Genomic DNA, 25185 nt, shown 5'->3' on the forward strand with positions numbered 1-25185 from the left:
AGAGACATGCCGTCGACGATCTGCTGACCCCCGACGAGCTGTGCGTGCGGGTCGGGTGAGCGTGCGCAGTGTCCGCTTCTACACCGGCCGGGCCTATGCCGCCGCCGATCCGCAAGGGGCGGTCGGGTTGCTACTCGCTAACAGTCACCCAGGAAACGTGCACCGCCTCCACCTCCCGAACTCGGTAGTCGTCGAGGGTCACGGCACAAACGCACGGGGTTCCGGGTCGATCACGATGCGCGGTCAAACTCACTCAATTGCTGCGATTTCGGTGGTGGCGCGAACGCGTCTTTCGCCGCGAATGCTGCACCGTCGGTGTTCCTCAAGACGCCCGCACATGCCGCGATGAGCACATAGATGGTTGCGCACATGCGAAGGGCCCTCACAGTCAGACTGTGAGGGCCCTTCGCTTCTGTAGCGGGGGGAGTTCGCAGATCTGCGCTCCCGCAGTTGAACCTCGCCACGCTGCCGCCTCACGACGCAGGTGCCATGGCGTATGCCAACCCTTGCTCAGGGCTGGATCGAAGCACATCACGCGGACACATGAAGGTCGAAGGAATACCCGGCGGCGCACACACGGCTGTGACGGCTGGTGCCGCGGACTCGGCGATTTGCCATGGCGATGGGCGCAGTCCTTCACTCCATCAGAGATCCACGGTGACTTGCGAGCGTCCTGCGGCCACCTCGAGCTCGCTCCCCGGCAGGACGATGCGTCCGCTAGCACCGGCCGGCACTACGACGTCGACGTGAAGCGCGGCACCGTCATGGATGACCTCCCACCGAATGGATGCGGTGCCGTAGGGGGTGTGATGACTGGCGCGGGCGGATGTGATTGGTCCGTGTGGGTTGGGGCAGAAGTCGATGACCCGGTAGCCGGGCTCGGCGGGCGAGATGCCAGCCACGCGCCGGTGCAGCCAACTTGCGACCGCGCCCAGGGCGTAGTGGTTGAACGACGTCATGGCGCCCGGGTTGACCGTGCCGTCCGGCAGCATGCTGTCCCACCGCTCCCAGATCGTGGTGGCACCGTGGTCAACGGCGTAGAGCCAGGACGGGCACTCGCGCTCGAGCAGGAGGTCGTACGCCGCCTGGATGTGACCTGTCCGGCTGAGTGCCTCTGTCACCAGCGGCGTGCCCGCGAAGCCGGTGGCGATCTTGTTCCCGGCCTTGCGGACCAGTTCCGCGAGCCGTGCGCCGGCGGTTGCAGTGCCCTGCTCGTCGAGCAGCTCGAAGGCGATCGCCAGCGCGTAGGCGGTCTGGGTGTCGCTGGCCATCAAGCCGTCGTCCGTCAGGTACCTCGTCCGGAAGCCGCCCCTCACACGGTCCGCGACCTCGACATAGCGCCGCTGGTCCTCCTCGCGTCCGAGCACCGCCGCGATCTCGCTCAGCCGTCGAGCGGAGTGCGCGAGGTATGCCGTGGCCACGAGGTAGGGGTCGGTGAGCGCAGCGATGGGATCTTCGGGCGGAGCGTTCGGGTCGAGCCAGTCCCCTAGCTGGTAGCCGCCGTGGTCCCAGGCGCCATCGTCGGCGGTCATGCTGGCCGCGAGCTCCACCCACGCCTTCGCGCTGTCGTACTGACGGGCCAGCACCTGCTGGTCCCCGGTCGCGACGTACAGGTCCCAGGGCGTCAGGACGGCGGCGTCACCCCAGACCGCGCTCGGCTCGGGGGGCGTCCACATTGGGATCGTCGGAATGTAGGGCACGTACCAGGGGACGTTTCCGTCTGGCAGTTGCTCGGCAGCGAGGTCCTTGAGCCAGGAGGACAGCATGCCGGTGCAGTCATAGAGGAACGCCGCTGTCGGGGCGAACACCTGCAGGTCTCCTGTCCAACCGAGCCTCTCGTCGCGCTGCGGACAGTCGGTAGGGATGTCGAGGAAGTTGCCGCGCATCGACCACACGACGTTCTCGTGCAGCCGGTTCACCAGTGGGTCGGAGCACTCGAACTCACCCAGCCTGCGCAGGTCGGTGTGGTAGACGCGCGCGACGACGCCGGCTAGGACCTCGCGCACCGGGTCGGTGCCGGGCCACCCGCTGATCTCGGCGTACCGGAAACCGTGGAAGGTGAAACGGGGCTCCCAGGTCTCAACCCCGTCGCCCGCGAGGATGTAGGTGTCGGTCGCCGCCGCGCCGCGCAGCGGTCGGGTGGCCAACTCCCCGTGCTCGAGGACCTCGGCGTGCCGGAGGGTGATGGTCTCGCCGCTGTCTCCCTCGACCGTGATCCGCAGTCGACCGACGAGGTTCTGCCCGAAGTCGACGAGCACAGTCCCTGCCGGGGTGCTCCACGCCGACAGTGGCCGCCTTTCCTCGGTGCACCGCACGGGTGGACCGTCCGGGGCCACCAGGGTCGCGGGGTCGCGCTCGACGGTTTCGACGCCTGCCCATTCGCTCTCGTCGAAGGCGGGTCGGGACCAACCGGTGACCTCGCCGCGAGCGTCGTAAACCTCGCCGTCGTAGAGGCTGCTGGCTGTGATCGGTCCGGTTCCGGAGCGCCAGGAGGTGTCGGTGGCGATGACCTGCCGGGTCCCGTCGGCGAGGACGACCTCGAGCTGGGCAAGAAGGGCCGTGCGCTCGCCGTACCGGTTCGACTCCCCTCCGTGGAAGCCGAGACGGCCGCAGTACCAGCCATCGGCGAGCCAGGAGCCGATCGCGTTCGCGCCCTCCTGAAGAAGGGCGGTCACGTCGTAGGTCTGGTACCGCAGCCGGCTCGAGTACGAGGTCCAGCCGGGGCTCAGCGTGTCATCGCCGACCCGCGCACCGTTGATCTCGACCTCGTGGACCCCGTGGGCAGTCACGTAGAGACGAGCCCGGGAGACCGGACCGGCGATCTGGAACTCTCGGCGCAGCAGCGTGGGGGCAGTCGCCTCGCGGGCGACGTCGCCGACGGCGCTGATGGCCAGCGCCAGCCAGTCCTCGGGATCGAGCAGTCCGACCTCGACGTCGGCGGGTGGCGACCAAGCGCTCGGGGTGCCGTCGGCACCCCAGACCCGGGCACGCACGGTGGCCGACTCCCGCGATCCCAGGGCGCTGGTCGGCCACGGCAGGAGCACGGAGTCGCCGGACTCGACGCGGCCGGTCGACCAGGTCTCATCGGCGGTCCGGATCTCGAGCTCGTAGGCGCGCTGCGTCCAGCCCTGGTCAGCGCTGACCTCGAAGCTGATGCGAGGCTCGGCCTCGCCGATGCCGAGCGCCTCGCGGTGGTGCTCGAAGGTCGGGGCGGAGACGGAGGGGGTACCCATGTGGCTGCTTTCTGGAATGAGGGCTGCGGCGTGGTCGGGTTCGTGTCAGCCCTTCACGGCGCCTCCGGCAAGACCCTTCATGATCTTCTGGTTGAGGACGAGGTAGAGCGCGAGAGCGCCGAAGACGTTGATGCAGATCCCGGCGAAGAGAGGGCCGTACTGGGTCTGACCGAACTGGCCGGTGAAGTTGAGCAGGCCGACCTGAACAGTGCGCAGGTCGCTGGAGTTGGTGAAGGTCAAGGCGATGAGCAGGTCGTTCCAGAGGAAGAAGAACTGCACGAGCGCGACGGTGAAGACGGCGTTGCGGACCATCGGGAAGCCGACGAAGAAGAACGCGCGGAACATGCTCGCGCCGTCGAGAACGGCGGCTTCGAAGATCTCGCGGGGGACGGCACGGAAGTAGCTGGCCATCATGAAGACCGTCAGCGGCAGCCCGATGGCGGTGTAGGTGATGATCAGCGGCCACAGACTGCCGGTGAGGCCGAGCTGGAAGTAGGTGGTGAACAGCGGCAGCAGGATCATCTGGCCGGGCACCATGATGCCAATGAGGAACGCCAGCAGGATCGCGTTGCGGCCCCGCCACACCATGACCTCGAGGGCGAAGCCGGCTGCCGTGCCGAACAGGACGATGAACGCAAGAGCGGGAAAGACGGCGACGACGCTGTTGCGGAGGTAGGTGCCGAGCTGGCCGGTCGTCCACGCCTCGCTGTAGTTGCTGAACTGCCAGTGGTGCGGCAGCGACCAGGCGGGGTCGTTGAGGAACTCGGCCTGGGTCTTGAACGAGCCGAGGAGGAGCCAGACCAGCGGGTAGATGACGATGACCAGCAGGACGGCGACGATGATCTTCGCGGGCAGCGTGCGGAGGTCGCGCACGTCAGGCCTCCGTCACGTCGCGGCGGGCGGAGCGGAAGATGAACACCGTGAAGAGCAGGCAGAGCACGGTGAGCATGAGCGCGATCGATGCGCCATAGCCGTAGTCGCCGTAGCTGAACGACGTCTGGAACATGTAGAGGGTCAGCGGCGTTGTCTCGTTGCCTGGCCCGCCGTTCGTCAGGGCCACGATGGAGTCGAAGACCTTCAACGTGCCGTTGATGCTGAAGATCAGCGCCGAGAGAAGAACCGGCATCGACAGCGGGATGATCATGTGCCGCACCAGTCGGTAGGTGGAGGCCCCCTCGAGCCGCGCGGACTCCAGCATCTCCTCCGGGACGTCGACCAGGCCCGCGTAGAGAAGCACGCCGTAGAACCCGGCAGATCGCCACAGGTCCATGAGGATGACGACCCAGAACGCGTGCCCACCGTCCCCGAAGAAGTCGATCGGCGAGCCCCCGAGGACGCCGAGGAACGCGTTCACCGGGCCTTCCTGCGGCGCGATCTCGAAGAGCTTCTGGAACAGCAGCGCCACCGCGACCGTCGGAAGCACGACGGGGAAGAAGATCAGGGTCCGCACGAGCGCGGACCCGCGTTGGAGGACGAAGACGTACAGCAACGCGAGGCCGTACCCGAGTCCGACCTGGAGCACAGTGAGGATCAAGCCGTACTTGAGCGTGAACCAGAGCGAGGAGCGCACGTCCGGGTCGTCGAAGAGCCGCTGGAAGTTGTCGGTTCCGGTCCAGGTGAACCCGGTGATGGCATTGCCGTCGAAGAACGCGTACCCCATCGAGATGACGACTGGGGCGAGCATGACGACGGTGTAGACGATGAGCGCCGGGCCGAGGAGGACCAGGATCGTCTTCTTGTCCCCGAGGACTCGTTCCATTGGGTGACACCTACCTTCGTCTGTGGCCGTGACGCTGTCGGAACGCAGGCGGCAGTGCCCTCGTTGCCTTCATGGTTCGGCAGAGGTGGCGGTCAGGTCGAGGAAGACCGCCACCCCTACCGGCTCTGCGGCGCTACTCGCTGTCGAGCGCGTCCTGGACCTTCGACATGAAGTCCTCGGCCGAGGTGCTGCCGGAGACCAGCGGGGCGGCGTTGGTCTGGCTGACCGTGGTGGCCTTCGATCCGAAGAGGGCCTCGAACCACAGGACGCTTTCCTTGGTGTTCTCTACCTGGTCCTGAACCAGCTGCGTCAGCGGGTCGAGGTCGGGCTGGGTGGCGGGCACGAACCCGGAGATCGAGTTCTGGTCCTCCAATGACGCCTGTCCGTAGTTCTCCGCGATGCACTTGAGCCAGGCACCCACCTTGTCGTTGTACTGGTGGGCCGAGAAGGTCATCGGGAGACCGACGTTCGACGGGGTCTGGGTCGACGAGCCGGCGCCGCCCTCGACGTCGGGGAACGGGAAGAAGCCGATGTTGTCGTTGCCGATCTTGTTCAGGCTGTCATCGGCGAAGCTGCCCAGCACCCAGCTGCCCATGTAGAGGATGCCGGCGTCGCCGCTGAGGAAGGTGTTGATCGCGGTGTCGTAGTCGATGGAGCCGACGCCGTCACCGAAGTAGCCCTTGGCTCCGAGGTCGGCGACAGCCTGGGCGCCGCTCACGTAGTCGGGGTCGGTGAGCTTGGCGTCGCCGTCGGCGACCTTCTGCAGGGCGTCCGGGCCGAGCTCGCGGAAGATGTAGCCGCTGATCAGGCGGGTGAGGGGCCAGCCCTGCTCACCTGAAGCGGACAACGGCTGCACGCCGGCGCCATCGAGCTTCTCCGCGGCGGCCACGAGGTCGTCCCACGTCGCGGGGATGTCAAGGCCGTTGTCGGCGAAGATCTGCTTGTTGTACCAGAAGCCTTCGATGTTGTACTGATACGGGAGCACGTTGAACTTGCCGCCGTAGAGCGACTTGATCGTGCTGATCGCGGCGGGCGAGATCTTGTCGAGCACCCCGAGGTCGTCGAAGGTCTTCTCGAAGTCGAGCAGCTGGCCGTCCTCGTCGAGGGTCGCGGTCAGCGCCGGAGTGTTGCCGGCCGCGAAGGACACGGGCAGGGCGTCCTGGCCGGCGAGCAGCTGGAGCTTCTGGTCGAGCTGGGTCTGCGGGACGGTCTCGACCTTGAGGGGCAGGTCGTCGTTCGCGGCCTTGCACTGGTCCTCGCTGAGCGTGGTCAGCTCGTCCGGGATGGTGGTGTTCTCGGCGTTGACCAGGAAGGAGAACTCCGACGGGTTGCCGCCGCCGCTGGCGGAGCCGTCGCCATCGCTGTCACCGCCGCTGCCACCACAGGCGGTCAGCACGAGGAGCGCGGCGGTGCCGACGCCCGTCCACTTCATCGCGGCCCGACGCCGGCCACCGATCGAGCTGATCTTCACGTGATCTCCCTGAGGTCGTGCGCTCTTGAAGCGCTTCAATAGGTGTGACCGTAGACACACAACTCCGCGATGTCAATGATTCGTTTCAATGTCGTGTCGACCTCGGCAGGTCATGGTGCGGTCTAGAGTTCCGACGTGAGCACCGCTGACCGAACCGGCCAGGACATCGCCAGCCGGCCGGTCCGCATGGAGGACGTCGCGCGCCACGCCGGGGTGGCGCTGGGCACCGTCTCGCACGTGCTCAACCACCCGCACAAGGTGGCGCCCGCGACCCTGGAGAAGGTTCGCCACTCGATCGACGAGCTCGGCTTCGTACCCGACCGCCGCGCCCGAGCGCTGGCGGCCGGGACCAGCAACGTGATCGGGTTCGTCGTTGTCGACCTCAGCAACTCCTTCTTCCTGGACATGGCCCGCGGCGCCGAGCAAGAAGCCCAAAGACACGGCATGAACGTGCTCCTCGCCAACTCCGACGTGCAGCCGGAGAAGGAGCTCGTGTACATGCACCTGTTCAACGAGGAGCGTGTTGCTGGCATCCTGCTCGCTCCGCAGCCCACCAACGCCGACGACGTCTTGCAGCGCGGCCGCTGGCGCAGCGACGTGGTCGTGCTCAACACCGTGCCCGGCGACCCCGACCTCTGCGCGGTCACCGCCAACAACGAGCTCGGCGGATACCTCGCCGCTCGGCACCTGATCGACACGGGCCGACGCAGCCTCGCCTTCGTCGGCGGCCCGTTCAGCCTCTCCCCCGTCACCGACCGGCACCGCGGCGTCGAGCGGGCAGTTGCAGAGTCGAACGGAAGCGTTCGTCTCACCACCATCAAGACCTCCAACGTCCAGGCCGCCGATGGCCGCAAGGCGGGACGTCAACTCGCCGCGCTCCCGGCGAACGAGCGGCCCGACGGCATCGTCGCGGCCGCCGACCTCGTCGCGCTCGGCATCGTGCAGGCGTTCCTCGCCGAGCGTGGTCCTCGGGTACCCGAGGACGTCAGCGTCATCGGCTACGACAACAACCGCGCGGCCTGGGACAGCGAGATCTCGCTCTCCACCCTCGCCCAGCCCGGCGAGGAGATGGGGCGCGTCGCGACAAGGCTTCTGATCGAGGAGATCAGCCACCCCGCCAACCACGAGCACCAGCGACTCGACCTCGAGCCGACCCTGATCGTGCGCCAGAGCAGCACGCGGGAGTGAGCCGCCCCGAGGAGCGCTCGCCATCCGTCGGGTGCCGCCCACGTGCTTCGGGGGCCGGTGGCACCTGCGTGCCACCGGCCCCCGGCTTGAATCGCTAGTGGATGGTGAAGGTGTCGGACAGGGCCGTGTCGAAGGAGCCGCCTACGGTCACCTGATAGGTCCCCTCGGCCTTCTCCCACTCCTGGCTAGCCGTGCTCCAGTAGTCCAGGAGGTGCAGATCGCTGATGTCGCTCGGCGACAGCGTGATCTGGACATTCTGGAACTCACCGGGTTGCAGAGTCACACGCTTCCAGCCGAGCAGCCGCTTCGAGGGCTCGCCGGCAGCACCCGGCAACCTCACGTACGCCTGAGCGACCTCGGTACCCGCGACGAGCCCGTCGTTGTCGAGTCGGAATCGCACGCGGATCTCCGCCTTCCCCTTCGCGGTGGTCGGCGTGATCTGCAGGTGGCTGTACGTGAAGTTCGCGTACGACAGTCCGTACCCGAACGGGAACAGCGGCTCGACGTTCTCACTGGCGTACCAGCGGTAACCGACCTTCATGCCTTCGCTGTAAGCAACCTGGCGGACCTCGAACGATCCGGCTGGCCGCGTAGTCGAGCCGTTGGCGAACACACCCGGGTACTGCGCCGGGGAACCGGCGGTCGGAAGATCAGCCACGGACTTCGGGAAGGTCATGGGGAGCTTGCCACTCGGATTGACGTCGCCGAACAGCAGGGCTGCGATGGCCGGTCCCATCTGCTCGCCCGCGTACCAGGTTTCGAGAATGCCCTGGACCGAATCGATCCACGGCATGGTCACCGGACCACCGGTCTGCAGTACGACAACCGTCCGCGGGTTCGCGGCAGCGACGGCGCTCACGAGGGCGTCGCCGTTGCCATCGAGGGAGAGGTTGGCGCGATCGCTGAACTCGCCCTCCTTGTAGTAGCCGAACACGACGACGACGTCAGCGTCCGCGGCGGTCGCCGCGGCAGAAGCGAGGTCGCTGCCGTTGTTGTAGACGACCGATCCACCCTGGGACTCTGCTCGCGCCCGAATGCTGTCCAGCGGTGCAACCACCGACTCGGAGCAGCCACTGGTGAGTGCGGTGCCGTACGTGCAGACGCTGGATGCATCGGCGTCGCCCGTGGCCGCTGTCTTTGCGGCCGTGGGTCCGATGACCGCAATGGTCTCGCCGGCGCCCTGCAGCGGCAGTACGCCGCTCTCGTTCTTGAGGAGGACCGAGCCCTGCTCAGCCACCGCGCGCGAGACAACCTTGTGTTCGGGCGTGGTTACAACCGGTTGGGCGGTCGCGGGCTTGGCCACGTCGAAGAGGCCCGCCGCGATGTGAGACCGGACCACCCGGAACGCGGCGTCGTCGACATCTGCCTCGGTGATCAGCCCGGCGGCGATCTGGTCCTTGATGATCTGCGGCGTCCACTCACGCCACGCGTTCAGTTCCTGGTCGAGGCCGGCCTTCAGCGACGATGCCGGAATCTTGTACTGGTGGGTCGAGCCGAAGTCGGTCATGACGAAGCCCTTGAAGCCGATCTCGGTCTTGAGGATCCGGCGCAGCAGCGTGTGGCTCCCGCAGGTCCAGTCGTTGTTCAGGGCGTTGAATCCGCACATGACACTCCCGACGTTGCCCCGGTCGATGCCGATCTCGAACGGCAGGGTGTAGATCTCCCGCAGCGTGCGTTGGTCAACGTTGGACGAGCTGAGCTGGCGGTCCAGCTCCTGCTCGTTGCCGACGAGGTGCTTGAGCTGCGAGGACACCGGCCGCTCGGGATTGCTGGTGATTCCGCGTGATCCCGCCGCCGCTGTGAGGCCGGCGAGTAGCGCGTCTTCGCCGAGGTACTCGGAGGTGCGACCGTTACGCGGGTCACGCCCGCTTGCGAGGCCGGGAGCGAGAAGGACGTTGCGCGACTTCAGCCACGCCTCGTCGCTCTGCGCGGCGCCCTTCGCGTGTGCGAGGTCCGTGTTCCAGGCCGCCGCCTGGGCGATCGGTGCCGGGAAGTAGGTGACGCCGCTGCCGGCGTTCACGTTCTGGGGCCCGTCTGCGTAGGCGATGGCCGGCGTGCAGGACACCTGAGCCGGCATCGTGAACGAGGTGGTGTCGATGGGGTCCGAAGCCGGAATGTTGCGAGGGCGTTGGCGGGCGAAGACCGTGCGGGCGGGGTCGTTCGCTGCCTGCTCGTTGAGCCATCGCAGCTTCTGATCGAGGCTGGATGCGTCCAGGAGCGCGCGAGCACGCTCACTCGGACTCCTGGTCGAGTCCATCCAGGGCACGCCGGCGCACGGGTCGGCGGCAGCCGGGGCGGCATCAGTCGCAGAGGTCGCGGACGGCACGACCACGGTGGAGACGGTGATCGCAGCTGCTGCGACACACCAGGTGAGTGATCTGGCGGTGAGGTGTCTGATCTTCACGGAACGGCTCCCAAGAGGTGTTTTGCGGACGGGTGAGCGACCTGATCAGTTCGAAAATGAAGCGCTTCAATTCCGCTTGGAACGTATATGACGTTCCTCACACGGTCAACGGGCCAAGATCCGGATCTTGCGGTCCATCGGGGGCGCAGGAGGTCGATTCGGTCCCTGTTCCTGCCGTCCCAGGCGCTCACCAGCTCGGCGTACCGTCGCACGTCGCGGGTCGGTCATCGAGGGCGTTCGTGCCCAATGGCCGCGATCATCGGCACCAGCGTGTCCAGCCCCGGCCAACGCATCGCCATCATCGAAACTGGCCCCGGGAACGTCAGTGCAGGAATTCTGACCGCGCAGGCCGAAGAGACGTTCCGCCCCGAGTACATCGTCATGTTCGGCATCGCCGGAGGCGTCAAGGACGTCGCTATCGGCGACGTTGTCGCCTCCAGTAAGGTCTATTGGGTCGAGGGCGGCAAGGCAGCCGACAAGTTCAAGCCCCGCCCAGACTTCGCCGCGGTCAGCCCGTCAGTGCTGCAACTCGCCCGCGCTGTGTCCCCGCAGATAACGCCTGGATGGGCCGCGTGAAGAGTACGGGCGGCACTTGGCCAGGAACAGGACGCGAACCCGAATCCTTCGTCGGCCCCATCGTCGTCGGCGAAGAGGTCGTCATCGACGAACGCGCCAAAGTCGCTCAGCTCATCTCCCAAACGTTCTCCGATGCCATCGCGGTCGATATGGAGGACTTCGGAGCGCTGCGTAGTGGGGCCGCGAACGAACGCGCCAAGGCCATCGCCATTCGAGGCATCTCTGACCTAATGGCGCACAAAGCTGATGCCGACGACGCCGGGTCCCAACCGCTCGCCGCGTCCAACGGCGCAGCGTTCCTCTTCGACCTCCTCGACCGACTCGCGTCGAGCACAATGGTCGCCGCTGCTGAAGCAATCGCTCCACCACCCACCGACCGGATCAACCAGTTCGTGGCCGTGGCAAGGCAGCTTTACCCCGGCGGACCAGAGCAGGACGCACTTTGGGAGCGCGCGGGAGGCGACCCGTCCCGTCTAAACCGCGAAGGTGCCGGCGCCACCAGATGGTGGCACGCGGTCCAACTCCTAGAGAACGGCGGAGGCGGCAACATCACCATCGACACCCTCCTTGCTCAGATGCTCTCCGACTACACCAACAACGATGACCTCAATAGCCTGATTTAGCCTCACCCTTCGGCGGGTGCGAGTGCCGGCAGACAGAACAGTGATCGCGTCAACCCGCCGCGAGAGCCCCGGGTTGTCCGAGCGATCGGCCCGGCGGCCGGGGGCACAATCGGTCGATGCATCGACCAGTCGCCTGTCATCCAGGCCAGCCGCGTTCGCCTGCGAGACTGTGGCTGCAGGGTCTCAAGACGGGGTCTGGGCGATCCGAAGGACTGACGTGGTCCAGTTCGCGCCGACTCCCGATGACGACCAAGCACCCCAAGGACTAGAGCCTCGACGGTTTCCAGTCAACTCGCAGGCCGTGATCGAACGCGGGCGGGCGACCGTCTGGGACGGACTCACACATCCCGGTCATCCGGCGTGGAACGACTACCCCAGCGGACAAGGCTCGCTGAAGGTGGTCGGTACGTGCACCCCCCTTGAGGTCGGATTCGCCCAGATGGCGCTAGTTCCGGCATCCAGTGCCGACGGTGTTCGCGGCGTTCTGTACACCGAGATCACCGCGATCGAGCCGGGCTACATGTTGGCGACGAACACGATTGCAACTGGGGCATTCGAGCAAACAGAAACCATCCGTCTTCTCGATCACCCCGACGGCGGCGCCATCGTCGACTGTCTGGCCTGGGTCAACACGGTGGCAATGACACAAGCTCGCGCTCGACGCCTCCAGCACAACCTCGGCCGGTTGCAGGTCGGGTACCTCAGGCGAGCCCAGAACTGGACCTCGCAGACTGGCCACCGGCCGAACATCCTTTCTCCCGAAGCTGACGACCTGCCCTACATCTGAGCGCAGTGGCTCTAAGCGAAGGCGGCCGAGGATCCCGAGCAGGTTTAGGGCGCCAGATCGAGGTGACCCGAACCACCACCTCCGGACGCGGAAAAGCGCGAGACCAGCCGCCCGGGCGCCCTACTTCGGCTACAACCGACCAAGGTGACAGGCGCCCCGCCTCGCGCCGAACTACAGCGACGTTGTCCGGAGGGTTCTCACGAGCGGTTCACCGATTGCTGGCGCAATCGGCCGCCCGGACTCTTCACGCTCGCCGGGCATAGGGCAGGATGACCTGGACATGGTGCGCGAACCACGCCGGTGTAGTCCGGTGGGTACGCAGAATGAAAGTAACCACGTCCCGGGCCCCTAGCTCAATTGGCAGAGCATCGGACTTTTAATCCGCGGGTTGTGGGTTCGAGTCCCACGGGGCCTACTCCCAGGCAGGTCACCCGGACGGGTCATCCCGACCCCAGTGTTCGGGAGAACGTCGGTGAAACGCTCGCCATCGGCGGACCGAGGCCTTAGTTTCCCCGAGGTTGAACCGTCGGTGGCCCGAGACGCAGGCGGTTCACTCCATTTCCCGGGTGGTGTCGATCCAGAACCGGAGCTTGTGGTTGCGGGTGTCCTCGTAGACCCCGCCGCAGCGCTCGATCGTCCGGCGCGAGCCGAGGTTGTCGTCGTCGCACGTGACCAGCGCGCGCTCGATGCCGAGGTCGGCGGCGGCCGCCAGCGAGAGGGCGAGGGCGCGGGACGCGTGGCCCTGGCGCCGGCGCGAGGGGCGTACGCCGTACCCGATGTGGCCGCCCTCGTTGAGCAGCCACTCGTTGAGCGAGTGGCGCAGCGCGAGGAAGCCGACGATGTCGGGGCCGTCCGTGATCCAGAAGTACGAGCAGTGCACCCGCCCCGGGGGCAGGACGGTGGCGGGGTCCGCCTGGGACAGCAGGTGGTCGACGACCGTGCGGCAGCCCTCCTCGGTGACGTCGAGCGTCTCGAAGTCCCAGAGCCCCGACCCGTGGATGTGCTGCTCGCCGCCGGCGTGGAACTCGGCGATGGTCTCCGCCCAGGAGGCGGCGAGGGCGGCGTCGGGACGGACCAGCGAAGTCATGCCGCATTCCATCAAATGGAACATGTTCTAGCATCGGGTTTTGTGGCCGGCTACCAGCGTGACGAGATGACCGAGGCGGAGATCGAGTACGAGAAGTCGGTCTACGGTCCGCTCACCGACGCTGTGCGCGAGCTCGTCGACGCGACGATCCGCACGACGGTGGACGACGACGAGATCAAGGCGGTGCAGGTCGAGGTCGAGGGCATCGTGGCCCGCCTGCGGACCAGCCAGCTCGAGGGCGCGTACGGCGTGCGCTACGGCGCCACCGGTCGCGGCCGGCCGTGGGGCAACCCGACCGTCGGGCTGCGCAACGCGATCGCGCCGCCCCTGGTCGTCGACCGGTCGAGCGACGGGCGAGCGTGGTGCGGCTTCCACCTCGGCGCGGCCTATGAGGGGCCGCCGGGGCTGGTGCACGGCGGCGTCTCCGCCCTGATCCTCGACCAGATGCTCGGCGAGGCGACCGGTGCGGGCGGCAAGCCGGGCATGACGGCGACGCTGACGCTGCGCTACCGGCGCGGCACCCCGCTCGGCGACCTGCGCGCCGAGGCCTGGATCGAGCGCAGCGAGGGCATCAAGACCTGGGCGCGCGGCCACATCGCGGACGCCGAGGGCGTCACCGTCGAGGCCGAGGGCCTGTTCATCCTGCCGAGGTGGGCCCGGGAGCGGATCGCCGCGGAGGCGGCGACCCCGAAGTACTTCGAGTAGGCGTCAGGCGCGCTGCTCGGCGGGTACGCCGCGCTGGCCGGCGTCGGTGAGGCGCGCCTCCTCCTCGGCCTGCGCCTCGAGCTCCGCGCGCCGGGTCGTCTCCAGCACCGACCGTGCGGCGTCGTAGATGCCGGGGTCGGAGACCAGGTCGGCAGCGCCGCGCTTGAGCCGCCCGAGGGCGCTCCGGGCGAAGATCTGCTGCTCGGTGGTCGTGCGCTCGGAGCGGCCGCGGCCGATGAACGACACGAACCAGTGCAGCAGCGCGGTGACGCGGTTCTTGAAGCCGGTGATGTAGATGAGGTGCAGCGCCAGCCACATCAGCCACGCGACGACGCCGGTCAGCCGCAGGCTCCCGATCAGCGCGACCGCGCGGAAGCGGCTGATGATCGCCATCGAACCCTTGTCGAAGTACCTGAACGGGCCCTGCGACGGCTTGGAGCTCAGCCGGTTGTCGATCTCCTTGGCGGCGTACTTGGCGCCCTGGATCGCCACCTGCGCGACACCGGGGAGGTTGTCGAGCGCGATCATGTCGCCGACCACGAACACCTCGGGGTAGCCGGGGAGCGTGAGGTCGGGATTGACCGCGATCCGGCCGGCGCGGTCGAGCGGCGCGCCCGTCTGGTCGGACAGGGTGCGGCCGAGGGGGTTGGCCTGCACGCCGGCGGCCCAGATCTTCGTGACGCTGTCGATGCGCTCGACGCTGCCGTCCTTGAACTTCATCTCGATGCCGCGCTCGTCGACGTCGGTCACCATCGCGCCGAGCACGACCTCGACACCGAGCTTCTCCAGCTCGCCCTTGGCCTTCTCGCCGAGCTTCTTGCCGAACGGCGGCAGCACCTGCGGCGCGGCGTCGACGAGCACCACCCGCGCGTGGCGGGAGTTGATCGCCCGGAAGTCCTTCTTGAGCGTGCGGTGCGCGAGCTCGGCGATCTGACCGGCCATCTCGACGCCGGTCGGACCGGCGCCCACGACCACGAACGTCAGCAGGTGGTCGACGTTCTCGCCGCGGGTCGCGCCGATCTCGGCCATCTCGAAGGCACCGAAGATCCGGCCGCGCAGCTCGAGGGCGTCGTCGATGCTCTTCATGCCCGGGGCGAACTCGGAGAAGTGGTCGTTGCCGAAGTAGGACTGGCCCGCGCCGGCCGCCACGATCAGGGAGTCGTACGGCGTGACGGTCGAGCGGCCGAGGACCTGCGAGGTCACGGTGCGGGCCTCGAGGTCGATGTCGGTGACCTCGCCCAGCAGCACCTGCGCGTTCTTCTGACCGCTGAGGATCTCGCGGGTCGGCGGGGCGATCTCGCCCTGGGAGAGGATGCCGGTCGCGACCTGGTAGAGCAGCGGCTGGAAGAGGTGGTGCGTCGTCTTCGCGACCATCGTGACGTCGACGTCGGCGCGTCGCAGGGCCTTGGTGCCGAAGAGGCCACCGAAGCCGGATCCGATGACCACCACCCGGTGCCGCTGGGACGTCGGGGAGATCGGCTGCGCTGCCATCAGGGACCTTTCACTGCTGCTCGTCGGAGGTGTGGGGAAAACACGCTCCGGGGTACCCATTCTTCCGTCCGGATGCCCGATTCCTCCAATTCAGGGCGTCTCCTCGATCACACTGAAGATCGGCACGCAGATCGGTTGTCGGGGCCGGTCTGGACCGAGAAGATCGACGTACGAGCGCAGGTTTCGGCACGATTTCTGCGGGGTAGGAGCGCTTGGATGGCACGCAGTGCCAGACACAGTGGAGGGTGCGCGTGCCGCTGAGCAGGCCGGCCCTGTCGTTGGGCCCGGGACCCCGCGGTGTGCAGGACGCGCGCCGATGGGTGGTCGACACCTGCCATGACATCGGTCGCGACGACCTCGTCGAGTGCGCGGAGCTCGGCGTCTCGGAGCTGGTGACCAACGCGCTCCTGCACGCCTCCGGTCCGATCTCGGTCCGGGTCCGCGGCACCCGCGAGCACCCGCGGGTGGAGGTCCACGACGGCTCCCGCGAGGTGCCGGAGCTGCCCGTCACCGAGCCGCTCGACGAGGACGACCTGCTGCTGACCTTCGGCCGTGGACTCGGGATCGTCGCCCGGTGCAGTGACGCGTGGGGCGTCGACATCGAGGAAGACGGCAAGACGGTCTGGTTCGCCCCCGCCGCGCGGCCCGCCCGCGAGCCCGCACCCGGCGTCGTGACCGGCGAGCCGGCACCCGTCCCCGCGTCGCCGGGGGTGGAGGAGATGCGGATCGACATCCTCGGCGTGCCCCTGCGCTCGTTCGTGGAGTTCCAGCGCCACTACCGCGAGCTGCGCCGCGAGGTGCGGCTCCTGGCCCTCGCGCACGAGTCCGACTACCCGCTCGCCAAGGACCTCTCCGACCTCTTCGGGTCCCTCGAGCGCGACCTGCGTGACGGCATCGGCGCCGACCAGATCGAGCAGGCGCTCGCCTCCGGTGCCGACCGGGCCGACCTCCGGGTCGCGATGCCGCGCCCGACCGCGGCGACCATCGGCCGCTTCATCGAGCTGCTCGACCTCGCCGACGCGTTCTGCCGCGAGGAGCGGCTGCTCTCGCTCGCGCGCACCGCCGACCAGCAGCAGTTCCAGCGCTGGTTCCTCAGCGAGTTCGTCCGCCAGGAGCGCGGCGAGGGCCCGATCGCGTGGCAGGATGCCGCCGTGACGCGAGCCCCGAGCATGCCGTGACCCCTGCGGGCCCGGCCCCGCGGCTGGTCGCCGCGGTGGCGGTCGGGGGCGCGGTCGGCGCACTGGCGCGCTGGGGGCTCACCGAGGCGTTCCCGGTGAGCGCCGACGCCTTCCCGTGGACGACGTTCGCCGTCAACGTCACCGGCGCGCTCGCACTCGCGCTGCTGCCGGCCCTCCCAGCCGTACGCCGGAGCCGCGCGCTCGCCGTCGGGCTCGGCCCGGGCGTGCTCGGCGGCTACACCACGCTGTCGACGTACTCGGAGCAGACACGGGCGCTGCTCGCCCACGGCGAGCTCGCGACGGCGGCGTGCTACGCACTCGGCACCCTCGCGGCCTGCCTGGCGGTGGTGGCCCTGACCGCCCGCCTCGTGCCGCCGGAGCCCGAGGGGGCCGTCGAGTGACGGCCCTGCTCGTCGCGCTCGGCGCGGCCGTGGGAGCACCCCTCCGCTTCGTGGTCGCGACCCGCCTCGACGGCCGCCTCCCCTGGGGCACGCTCGTGGTCAACGTCCTCGGCTCCGCGCTGCTCGGCGTCCTCTCGGCGATGTCGCTGTCGGAACATGCGGGCGCGCTGCTCGCCACCGGCTTCTGCGGCGGCTTCACGACGTACTCGGCCTTCGCCGTCCAGACCCACGACCTCGGGCCGCGGCAGGGGGCCGCGTACGCGGGCCTGACGGTCGTGCTGTCGCTCGCCGCGTGCGCCGGGGGGTTCGCGCTCTACGCGTAGCCGAGGTCGTGAAGCCGGGCGTCGTCGATGCCGAAGTGGTGCGCGATCTCGTGCACGACGGTGATCCGCACCTCCTCCTCCAGCTCCTCCGGGCTCGCGCACATGTCGAGCAGCGGGTTGCGGAAGACGAGGATCCGGTCGGGCAGGTCCATCTGCGGGTCGCCCCACCGCTCGGTCAGCGCGATGCCGTCGTAGAGGCCGAGCAGGTCGTCGGGCTCGCCCTCGGGCGGCTCGGCCTCGACGAGCACGACCACGTTGCGCACCAGCGCGGCGAGCTCGTCGGGGATGCCGTCGAGGGCGCGGTCGACGAGCGCGTCGAACTCCTCGGGCGACATCTCCACCGGCATGCGCCCATTGTGTCCGGGCCGGGAAATGCGCTGAGCCCCGGATCTCTCGATCCGGGGCTCAGACTGGCGACCCCGACGGGACTCGAACCCGCGGCCTCCGCCGTGACAGGGCGGCGCGCTAACCAACTGCGCTACGGGGCCAGGCGCTGCACTGGTGCAGCGGGTGGAACTCTAACCCATCGATGTGGCGGACTCCCAATCGGGAGTGACGGGGCCTGATCGGCGCCGTTCCCCACGTGTGGACGACGCCGATGTTAGCGTTCCCATCGGTCGAGGTGGTCGGAGATCGCGAGGTGGCGCTTGGTCGTCGTCCCGCGCCTTCGCGTGCACGGTCCGCTGCTCTCGGGCTTCCTCGGAGCGGCGATGCTGCTGTGCGGGGTCGGCCTGGCCATCGTGGGGCAGGTCGACGCGGCTGTCGACGACGGGGCCCGGGCCGTCGCCGGCCGGCACGCGGGTGCCGACCTCGTGCTGCGGGTGTCCGTCGACCTCGCGGACGACGCCGACCGCCAGGACGAGCAGGTGCGAGCCGCACTCGCCGACTCGCTCGACACGGTCTCGACGCCCTGGTCGGTCGATCGCACGATCACCGCCGACGTCCCGCTGACGGTCGCGGCCGCCGGGGCCTCCGGCTCCAAGCGCGTGGTGACCGCGCTGAGCGTCGCGGACCTCTCCGCCCGCGCCGACCTGGTCGCCGGATCCTGGGCCGAGGACGACGGGGACGTGCTCGTGCAGGCGGACGCCGCCGACGAGCTCGGCGTACGACCGGGCGACGACGTCGTGCTGGGCGGGGTCGGGCTGCGCGTGGCCGGCACCTGGCGGGCGCGCGACCACCTCGACCCCCGCTGGGTGGGCGACCCGCAGGTGGCCTCCGGGAGCAGCGACGGCCGGTTCGGGCCGGTGGTCGTCGCGGAGAGCCGCTGGGGGCAGCTGACCGCGGAGCCCCGCGCGCACTGGGTGGTCGTGCCGGAGGTCGCCGACCTCACCGTGGCCGACCTCGACGCCGTGACGCGCGCCCGCGGACGGCTCGACCTGGACTGGCAGGACCGCATCGACGACGTCGACAGCCTGGCGGTGGACGGTCGGATCCTGAACGTCGCCCATGAGGTGGCGCTGCGGACCGACGGGCTGCGGGCCGTGCAGCCCGCCGTCGTGGTGCTGCTCGCCGCCGTCGGTCTCGTCGCGATCGCCGCCCTCGCCCGCCTGTTCGTGACGACGCACGCCGCCGAGCTGTCGCTGCTGTGGGCGCGCGGCGCGGCGTCGGGCGCGCTGGCCGGGTCGGCCGCGGTCGAGGCGGCGACCGCCACGGTGGTCGGCGGAGCGCTCGGGGCGCTCGCCGCCGTCGGAGCGGCCCACGCGCTCGGGCGTCCGGACGCCGCGCCGTCGGGGCCGGCGGTGGTCGCCGCGGTGCTGCTGGTGTCGGTGGCCACGGCAGCTCTCACGGCCCTGCAGGTGTGGCGCTCGACGGGCCGGACCGCGTGGCGCGGCCCGAGCGGACGGGCCGGACGGTTGGTCGGCCCCGGGCTGGTGGCGCTCGCGGTCGGTGCCGCAGGGCTCGCGGTGTGGCAGCTCCGCACGTACGGCTCCCCGGTGACCGTCGACGCCGACGGCGTGCCCGCCGTCGACCCGATCGCCGTGACCGCTCCGGCCGCCCTGCTGGTGGCGCTCGTGCTGCTCGGCCTCGTGATCTTCCCCGCCCTGGCCGCTCGCGCCGAGCGCCGGTCCGACGCCGGGGACGTCACGCGCACGCTGGCCGCGCGCCATCTCTCCCGCCGGCTCGTCCCGGTCACCGCCCCGGTGCTGGTCGTCGCCATCGCGGCCGCGACCCTGGTGACGGCCGCGGCGTACGACCGGACGTGGTCGGACGGGTTCGACCGGACCCGTCAGCTGCGCGCGGGCGCCGACGTCCACGTGTCGACCGACGAGCCCGGTCCCGACGCCGCCACCCGTGCCGCCGTCGCGCGGGTCGCCGGCGTGCGCGCCGTGGCTCCGGTCGCCACCGAGCTCGGCGGCGACGTCGGCGCACTGGTCGCGGCCACTCCGGCCGCCCTCGCCACCCTCGGCCGGGGGCTCGCCGACCGGCGCGAGACCGCCGCGGCCCTCACCAGCCGGTCCTCGGCACCGGAGATCCCCGCCGGGGCGGGCGAGGTCGCGGTCGAGCTGGAGGCCACGGGCCTGGCCGGCCGCCCGGAGGTCCGGGTCGTGGTGGCGGACGCCGGGGGCGCGTTGCGCACCGTGCGGCTCCCGCGCCGGACCGGGTCCGCGCCGGGGACCGTGTCGTACGCCGCGCCCCTGCCGGCCGACACCTCCGGTGTCGCCGGCCCCCGGACGATCGCGGCGCTGGAGCTGGGGGTCGAGGGGCGCGAGACGCGCGCCGGCAGCCAGCCGCGGGTCGGGCTCGTCGCCCTCACGGCGACCGGCCCGGACGGTCCCACCGAGCTGGGCGACGGTCCCTGGACGGCCCGCATGCCCGGTGACCGGGAGCTCACGCTGGCGCCGGGCGGGCAGGCACCGGGCGGCGCCGTGGTCGTGGACCCGGGCGTGCGCCGGATCCGGCTCACCCCGACCTTCGCGCCGGGCTCGCCCGACGGGCCGCGTACGCCGGTCGTGCTGTCCACCGTCGCCGCCGACCACCTCGACCTCGACGTCGGCGACTCGCTCACGCTGTCGCTGGACGGCACCTACGAACAGCTCCAGACGACGGTCGCGCGGGTCGTGCCGGCCGTGCCCGGCGCGCCGGACGAGTCGGCCGCGCTCGTCGACCTGCGCGCGCTCGAGCAGGCGAGGCTGGCCGGCCAGAACGTCGTGCCCTCCCCCACGGGTCTGTGGATCGCGGCGGCCGCCCCGGAGTCGACCGCCCACGACCTGCGTCGGATGCTGCCGGCCAACGCCAGCGTCGACACCGCCACCGACGCGGCCGGGCGTACGGCACTCGCCACCACGACGCGGGCCTGGTGGCTCGGCGCGGCCGGCTGCGGGCTGCTCGCCCTGCTCTCGCTCGTCACCGTGGCCCGGGGGCAGCTGAGCGCGCGCCACGACGACGCCGAGATCCTCCGAGCCCTGGGCATGTCGGTGCGCGACCAGCAGCGGCTACGGGTCCGGGAGCTGGCCTGGACGGCGGCCTTCGCCCTCGTCGTCGGCCTGCTCGCCGGCGCCGCGGTCGCCGTCCTCGTGGTGCCCCAGCTCGCCCGCGCAGCGGTGCCCGAGCCCTACCCGACGATCGGCACCAGCCTCGCCGTCGACGCCGTCGCGCTGCTGGCGGGGACGGCGCTGCTGGTCGGGACCCTGGCCGCCGGCATCGCCTGGTACGCCGCGCGGGTGGGCGCCGACCTGCGCCGTGGGCCGGTGACCGACCGATGAGCCGCCGCTCGCTCCTCGGCGACGCCGGTCTGCTCCGTCGCCACTACTCGGCGGGGTGGCGGGCCTCGCTCCTGGTCGCGCTGCTCGTCGGCGTCACCGTGGCCGGCGTGGCGCTCGCCCCGCGGGCGCTGGCCCGGCTGGGCGACCGCGAGCTCCGGCACGCGCTGATGACGACGTCGGCGACCGAGCTCGACCTGGCGGGCATCGGGCAGCTCGGCTACGCCGACACCGCCGCGCAGCAGAACGTCGCGACCGACGTGGCGATCCGCAACGTGCGCCTCGGCCTCCCCGAGCCGCTGCGGGACCTGGTCGGGCAACCGCACTGGCTCGCCCGGACCTCGGCGAGCACCGTGACGCTGCCGCGCGAGCAGCAGCTCACGCTCGACCTCCGGTTGGCCATCGACCTCGCCTGGGACCAGGTGGCCCGCCCGGTCGAGGGCCGGCTCCCCGACGCGTACGACGGCCGCGGCCCCATCGAGGTCGCCGTGTCCCGGGCGCTGGCCGAACGGGTGCACCTGCGCGTCGGGGACCGGCTCCCCAACGATCCCGCGCCGCTCCTCGTCACCGCGATCGTCGAGATCGACGACCCCGACGGCAGCTACGCCGTCCACTCCGGCGACCTGGTGGCCCCGACCGTCCAGGAGGCCCCCGACACCCTGCCCACCGTGCTCGGCACGGCCCTCGTCCACCCGGACTCGGCCAGCGCCCTGCGCGAGCCGATGGCGGGCGGATCGATCGTCGCGTGGTTCCCGATCGATGCCTCGCGCGTCCGCTACGCGGACGCGGACACCCTGCAGCCGCAGGCCCGCCGCCTGGCGAGCACTCCTGTCGAGCTGCCCAACGGCGGCCGCCTGAGCCTGCGCACCGGCCTGGCGGATGTCGTCGAGCGGACCAGCGACCGCATCGCGTCGACGTACGCCCTGCTGGCGCTCGCCCTCTCGGGGCTGGCGGGGGTGCTGGTGGCCGTGTTCGCGCTGGGGGTGCAGACGGTGCTGGACCGGCGGCGGCCGGCACTGGCGCTGGCGTCCGCGCGGGGCGCGGGGCGGATGCAGGTGCGCGCGGTGATGGTGCTCGAAGGACTGCTGATCGCGGTCCCCGTGTCGGCACTCGCCATCCTGGTCGTCTCGACCCTCGTGCCGGCGACCCTCGGTCCGGTCGGGCGGGCCCTGCCGGTGCTCACGGCGCTCCTGGTGCCGCTCCTGTTCGGGGTGCTCACGAACCCTCGGACCCTGCACCAGCCGCGGCGAGACCTCCGCGTGGCCACCCACGGCCGGGGCCGCCCGGTGCTGGAGATAGCAGTGGTCGCCCTGGCGGCGCTGTCGCTGCTGTCGCTGGTGCGCCGCGGCGTCGTCGAGTCGAGCCGCGCGGTCGGCATCGACCCTCTGGTGGTCGCCGCCCCAGCCCTGCTCACCGCCGCCGTCTGCGTCCTGGTGCTGCGGGTCTTCCCGTGGCCGCTCCTCCTGCTCCAGCGCCGGCTCCGGTCGCGACGCGGCCCGGTCGCGGTGCTGGGCGCGGCCCGGGCGGTGCGCAGCCCCGCCCTCGGCTTCGCCGCCGCGCTCGCGCTGGTGGTCGGCCTGTCCGTCGTCACCTTCTCCGCCGTGATGGCCACCACGATCCGGTCCGGGCTCGAGCACTCGGTGCGCGAGGGCGTCGGGGCCGACGTCCGGCTCTCCGCGGCGCGCTTCGACGACGGCGACCTCGCGGCGGTACGCCGGCTGGCAGGCGTCGACGCCGCCGCCCTGCTCACCGTGCGCTCCGGCGTCGAGCTCGACCTCGGGCGGACCGCCCGCGTCGAGGTGGTCGTCACCGACACCGCGGCGCTGCACGACGTGCGACCCGACCTGCCCGTGCTGGCCGGCCGCGGCCAGGATGCGCTGCCGTTGCTGCTCGGCACCGACCGGGCCGAGGAGCCGGAGGACGTCCTGCTCGACCAGGTGCCGGCGGTCGTCACGAGCGTCGTCGGCCGCGACCTGCTGCCGGGCCTGGACCGCCGCTGGGTCCTCGTGGACCAGTCCGCGCTGCCCACCGGGGCCGCCGAGGGCGACGGCGAGCCCCGGGAGCTGCTGCTGGTCCGGGTGCAGGACGGTGCGGCCGCGGACGAGGTGGCCGGCCTGGCCGCCGCAGCGGTCGGCGGTCACCCCGACGTCGAGGTCGTCGACGTCGACGAGGAGCTGGCCGCGGTCAGCTCCTCGCCGGTGGTCGGCGGCCTCCGGCCGGCGCTGCTGGTCTCCGCGCTCGTGGCGCTCGTGCTGACGATGCTCACCGTCGTCCTGGCGTCGCTGGCCGCGGCCCGGTCCCGCCACCAGATGCTCGGCGTGCTGCGGATCCTGGGGATGTCGCGCCGCCAGCTCCGCGGCGTGGTGGCGTGGGAGCTGGGGCCGATCGCCGTGACCGCCGTGCTCGTCGGCACCGTGTTCGGGCTGCTCCTGCCCCGCGTCATCACCCGGGCGCTCGACCTGCGTCCGTTCGTCGGCGGCCGGACGCCGCCCCAGCCGGTGGTCGAGCCGCTGCTCGTGCTCGCCGGCGTGGCCGCGTTCGTCGGCGTCGTGGTGGTCGCGGGGCTGGTCGCCGTCGCGGTGGGCCGCCGGCTCGCGCCTGCCGAGACCGTCAAGATGGGAGAACGATGACAGCACAGATCGAGTGCGCCGACCTGGTGCGGATCTTCAGCGCCGAGGGCGTCGAGGTGCAGGCGCTCCAGGGCCTCACGCTCCGCGTCGACCGCGGCGAGCTGACGGCCGTCGTGGGCGCCTCGGGCTCCGGCAAGTCCACGCTGCTCTCCATCCTGTCGGGCCTGGACGTGCCGACGGCGGGGTCCGCCAACGTGGCCGGCCACGACCTGCTGGCGATGGACACCCGCGAGCGCACGGCGTACCGGCGCCACAGCGTGGGCTTCGTCTGGCAGCAGACCTCGCGCAACCTGCTGCCCTACCTCACCGCCGGCGAGAACCTGGCCATGGCGCTCGCGGTCGCCCGCTCCCCGCGCCGGCAACGGTCGGCCCGGGTCGGCGAGCTGCTCGACCTGCTCGAGGTGGGGGCGGTGCGCGACCGGCGGCCCGCGCAGATGTCGGGAGGCCAGCAGCAGCGCGTCGCGATCGCGGTGGCGCTCGCCAACGCACCGGAGGTGCTCTTCGCCGACGAGCCGACCGGCGAGCTCGACGAGGCCAGCTCGCAGCTGGTCTTCGACGCGCTGCGCGACGTCAACGAGCGGCTCGGGGTGACGGTGCTGATCGTGACCCACGACCAGCGCGTCTCGCACCAGGTGCGCCGCACGGTGCAGATCCGCGACGGCCGGCTCTCCACCGAGGTCCTGCGCACCACCCGGCTCGACGCCCAGGGCGTCGAGCAGCATCACGCCGAGGAGTACGCCGTGCTCGACCGCGTCGGCCGCCTGCAGCTGCCCGAGGAGTACCTCAAGGCCCTGTCGCTGAAGGACCTCGTCCGCCTCGAGCTCGAGCCCGACCACGTCAAGGTGCATCCGACGGCCGACGAGGAGGCCCCGTCGTGAGCCGGCCGGCCGTGCTGCGCTGCGAGGCCCTGTCCCGGACCTACGGCGACGGCCCCACCGCCGTGCACGCGCTCCGGGACGTCTCGCTGCAGGTGCCGGCGGGTGAGCTGCTGGTGCTGCGCGGCCCGTCGGGCTCCGGCAAGACGACGCTGCTCAACCTCCTCGGCGGCCTGGACCGGCCGAGCTCGGGACGCGTGTGGTTGGGCGATCGCGAGGTGACGTCGGCCTCCGAGGCCGAGCTGGTGGACATGCGCCGCCACGAGGTGGGCTTCGTGTTCCAGTCCTTCGCCCTGCTGCCGGTGCTCTCGGCGGCTGAGAACGTCGAGCTGCCGCTGCGGATCCGGGGCCTGTCGGCCGCCGACCGCGACGCCCGTGTGGCCGAGCTGCTGGACGCGGTCGGGTTGTCCGCGCACGCCAACCAGCGACCGGCCGAGCTGTCCGGAGGGCAGCAGCAACGGCTGGGCATCGCCCGGGCGCTCGCCAACGAGCCCAGCCTGCTGATCGCCGACGAGCCGACCGGACAGCTCGACAGCGTCAACGCCGAGGCGATGATGTCGCTGATCGCGGCGCTCGTGCACCAGCGCGGCGTGGCCGCCGTCGTCTCGACCCACGACCCGAGGATGGCGGCGTACGCCGACCGGGTGCTCGACCTGCGGGACGGGCGGCTGGCGGTCCCCGCCGGGAGGCACGCGGCCAGCTGACGCCGACTCGGCGCGTCTTGCCCGTCGCACGAGCGCGAGTCGGCGCGTC

Annotated in this window: 20 protein-coding genes and 2 tRNA genes; 13 read left to right on the forward strand and 9 right to left on the reverse strand. The window is 70.7% G+C overall.

The genetic code is table 11. The features are described 5' to 3' along the window. Positions 1-644 precede the first annotated feature (644 nt). From HZF07_RS12860 to HZF07_RS12875, 4 genes are all read right to left on the reverse strand, one after another. Positions 645-3233: an alpha-L-rhamnosidase gene (locus HZF07_RS12860; protein WP_157342150.1), complete on the reverse strand. Its 2589-nt coding sequence runs from the start codon at positions 3231-3233 to the stop codon at positions 645-647. 45 nt (positions 3234-3278) lie between these two features. After that, on the reverse strand, positions 3279-4106 hold the full coding sequence (locus HZF07_RS12865; protein WP_181645139.1) for a carbohydrate ABC transporter permease: 828 nt from the start codon (positions 4104-4106) through the stop codon (positions 3279-3281). Position 4107: 1 nt separating this feature from the next. Continuing rightward, positions 4108-4992, reverse strand: coding sequence for a carbohydrate ABC transporter permease (locus tag HZF07_RS12870; protein ID WP_157342152.1), 885 nt, complete (start codon positions 4990-4992; stop codon positions 4108-4110). A 133-nt stretch (positions 4993-5125) separates the two neighbouring features. Next, complete coding sequence (locus tag HZF07_RS12875; RefSeq protein ID WP_198346395.1) at positions 5126-6463, reverse strand: ABC transporter substrate-binding protein; 1338 nt, start codon at positions 6461-6463, stop codon at positions 5126-5128. A 135-nt stretch (positions 6464-6598) separates the two neighbouring features. On the opposite strand from HZF07_RS12875, the gene HZF07_RS12880 reads away from it, so the two are divergent. Beyond that, on the forward strand, positions 6599-7651 hold the full coding sequence (locus HZF07_RS12880) for a LacI family DNA-binding transcriptional regulator (protein WP_198346396.1): 1053 nt from the start codon (positions 6599-6601) through the stop codon (positions 7649-7651). 94 nt (positions 7652-7745) lie between these two features. Here HZF07_RS12880 and HZF07_RS12885 read toward each other — a convergent pair whose 3' ends face one another. Beyond that, complete coding sequence (locus HZF07_RS12885) at positions 7746-10055, reverse strand: beta-glucosidase family protein (RefSeq protein ID WP_157342154.1); 2310 nt, start codon at positions 10053-10055, stop codon at positions 7746-7748. 246 nt (positions 10056-10301) lie between these two features. Here HZF07_RS12885 and HZF07_RS12890 point away from each other — a divergent pair, with 246 nt between their 5' ends. The 4 genes from HZF07_RS12890 to HZF07_RS12905 all read left to right on the forward strand — a co-directional run bounded on the left by HZF07_RS12890 (position 10302) and on the right by HZF07_RS12905 (position 12456). Beyond that, complete coding sequence (locus HZF07_RS12890; RefSeq protein WP_157342156.1) at positions 10302-10631, forward strand: phosphorylase family protein; 330 nt, start codon at positions 10302-10304, stop codon at positions 10629-10631. Continuing rightward, entirely contained in the window at positions 10619-11254 is a 636-nt protein-coding gene (locus tag HZF07_RS12895) for an effector-associated domain EAD1-containing protein (RefSeq protein ID WP_157342158.1), read from the forward strand. Before HZF07_RS12890 ends, HZF07_RS12895 begins: the two co-directional genes overlap by 13 nt. 301 nt (positions 11255-11555) lie before the next feature. Then, on the forward strand, positions 11556-12041 hold the full coding sequence (locus tag HZF07_RS12900; protein WP_157342160.1) for a hypothetical protein: 486 nt from the start codon (positions 11556-11558) through the stop codon (positions 12039-12041). 342 nt (positions 12042-12383) lie between these two features. Beyond that, positions 12384-12456 (forward strand) — tRNA-Lys (locus HZF07_RS12905). 135 nt (positions 12457-12591) lie between these two features. Here HZF07_RS12905 and HZF07_RS12910 read toward each other — a convergent pair. Next, the gene (locus HZF07_RS12910; RefSeq protein ID WP_157342162.1) at positions 12592-13128 is read right to left on the reverse strand and encodes a GNAT family N-acetyltransferase; all 537 of its coding nucleotides are present in this window, start codon (positions 13126-13128) and stop codon (positions 12592-12594) included. A gap of 66 nt (positions 13129-13194) precedes the next feature. Between HZF07_RS12910 and HZF07_RS12915 the strand changes: the two genes are divergently transcribed. Next, positions 13195-13833 (forward strand): PaaI family thioesterase, encoded by a 639-nt coding sequence (locus HZF07_RS12915; RefSeq protein WP_232523047.1) that lies wholly within the window; start codon positions 13195-13197, stop codon positions 13831-13833. 3 nt (positions 13834-13836) lie between these two features. On the opposite strand, the gene HZF07_RS12920 is transcribed toward HZF07_RS12915, so the two are convergent. After that, positions 13837-15324, reverse strand: a complete 1488-nt coding sequence (locus tag HZF07_RS12920; protein ID WP_157342166.1) for an NAD(P)/FAD-dependent oxidoreductase — start codon at positions 15322-15324, stop codon at positions 13837-13839. Positions 15325-15575: 251 nt separating this feature from the next. Here HZF07_RS12920 and HZF07_RS12925 point away from each other — a divergent pair, with 251 nt between their 5' ends. Genes HZF07_RS12925 through HZF07_RS12935 form a run of 3 tightly spaced genes read left to right on the forward strand, consistent with a single transcriptional unit; the run spans position 15576 to position 17226 of the window. Then, positions 15576-16502: an ATP-binding protein gene (locus tag HZF07_RS12925; protein WP_181645140.1), complete on the forward strand. Its 927-nt coding sequence runs from the start codon at positions 15576-15578 to the stop codon at positions 16500-16502. Then, on the forward strand, positions 16499-16903 hold the full coding sequence (locus HZF07_RS12930) for a FluC/FEX family fluoride channel (protein WP_181645141.1): 405 nt from the start codon (positions 16499-16501) through the stop codon (positions 16901-16903). The genes HZF07_RS12925 and HZF07_RS12930 overlap by 4 nt, the downstream gene beginning before the upstream one ends. Beyond that, the gene (locus tag HZF07_RS12935) at positions 16900-17226 is read left to right on the forward strand and encodes a fluoride efflux transporter FluC (RefSeq protein ID WP_181645142.1); all 327 of its coding nucleotides are present in this window, start codon (positions 16900-16902) and stop codon (positions 17224-17226) included. The genes HZF07_RS12930 and HZF07_RS12935 overlap by 4 nt, the downstream gene beginning before the upstream one ends. Here the strand turns inward: HZF07_RS12935 and HZF07_RS12940 are convergent. Then, complete coding sequence (locus HZF07_RS12940; RefSeq protein ID WP_157342170.1) at positions 17217-17573, reverse strand: metallopeptidase family protein; 357 nt, start codon at positions 17571-17573, stop codon at positions 17217-17219. The genes HZF07_RS12935 and HZF07_RS12940 overlap by 10 nt on opposite strands. Positions 17574-17637: 64 nt before the next feature. Next, a tRNA-Asp gene (locus tag HZF07_RS12945) sits at positions 17638-17714 on the reverse strand. Between the two features lie 159 nt (positions 17715-17873). On the opposite strand from HZF07_RS12945, the gene HZF07_RS12950 reads away from it, so the two are divergent. The 4 genes from HZF07_RS12950 to HZF07_RS12965 are packed head-to-tail and all read left to right on the forward strand — an operon-like array spanning position 17874 to position 25136. Further along, positions 17874-20930, forward strand: coding sequence for an FtsX-like permease family protein (locus tag HZF07_RS12950; RefSeq protein WP_157342172.1), 3057 nt, complete (start codon positions 17874-17876; stop codon positions 20928-20930). Beyond that, positions 20927-23557 (forward strand): ABC transporter permease, encoded by a 2631-nt coding sequence (locus HZF07_RS12955; protein ID WP_157342174.1) that lies wholly within the window; start codon positions 20927-20929, stop codon positions 23555-23557. The genes HZF07_RS12950 and HZF07_RS12955 overlap by 4 nt, the downstream gene beginning before the upstream one ends. Further along, complete coding sequence (locus HZF07_RS12960) at positions 23554-24435, forward strand: ABC transporter ATP-binding protein (RefSeq protein ID WP_157342176.1); 882 nt, start codon at positions 23554-23556, stop codon at positions 24433-24435. Before HZF07_RS12955 ends, HZF07_RS12960 begins: the two co-directional genes overlap by 4 nt. Next, positions 24432-25136: an ABC transporter ATP-binding protein gene (locus HZF07_RS12965; protein ID WP_181645143.1), complete on the forward strand. Its 705-nt coding sequence runs from the start codon at positions 24432-24434 to the stop codon at positions 25134-25136. The genes HZF07_RS12960 and HZF07_RS12965 overlap by 4 nt, the downstream gene beginning before the upstream one ends. Positions 25137-25185 lie beyond the last annotated feature (49 nt).

The sequence above is a fragment of the Nocardioides agri genome (genome assembly GCF_013778305.1).
GTDB lineage: Bacteria > Actinomycetota > Actinomycetes > Propionibacteriales > Nocardioidaceae > Nocardioides > Nocardioides agri.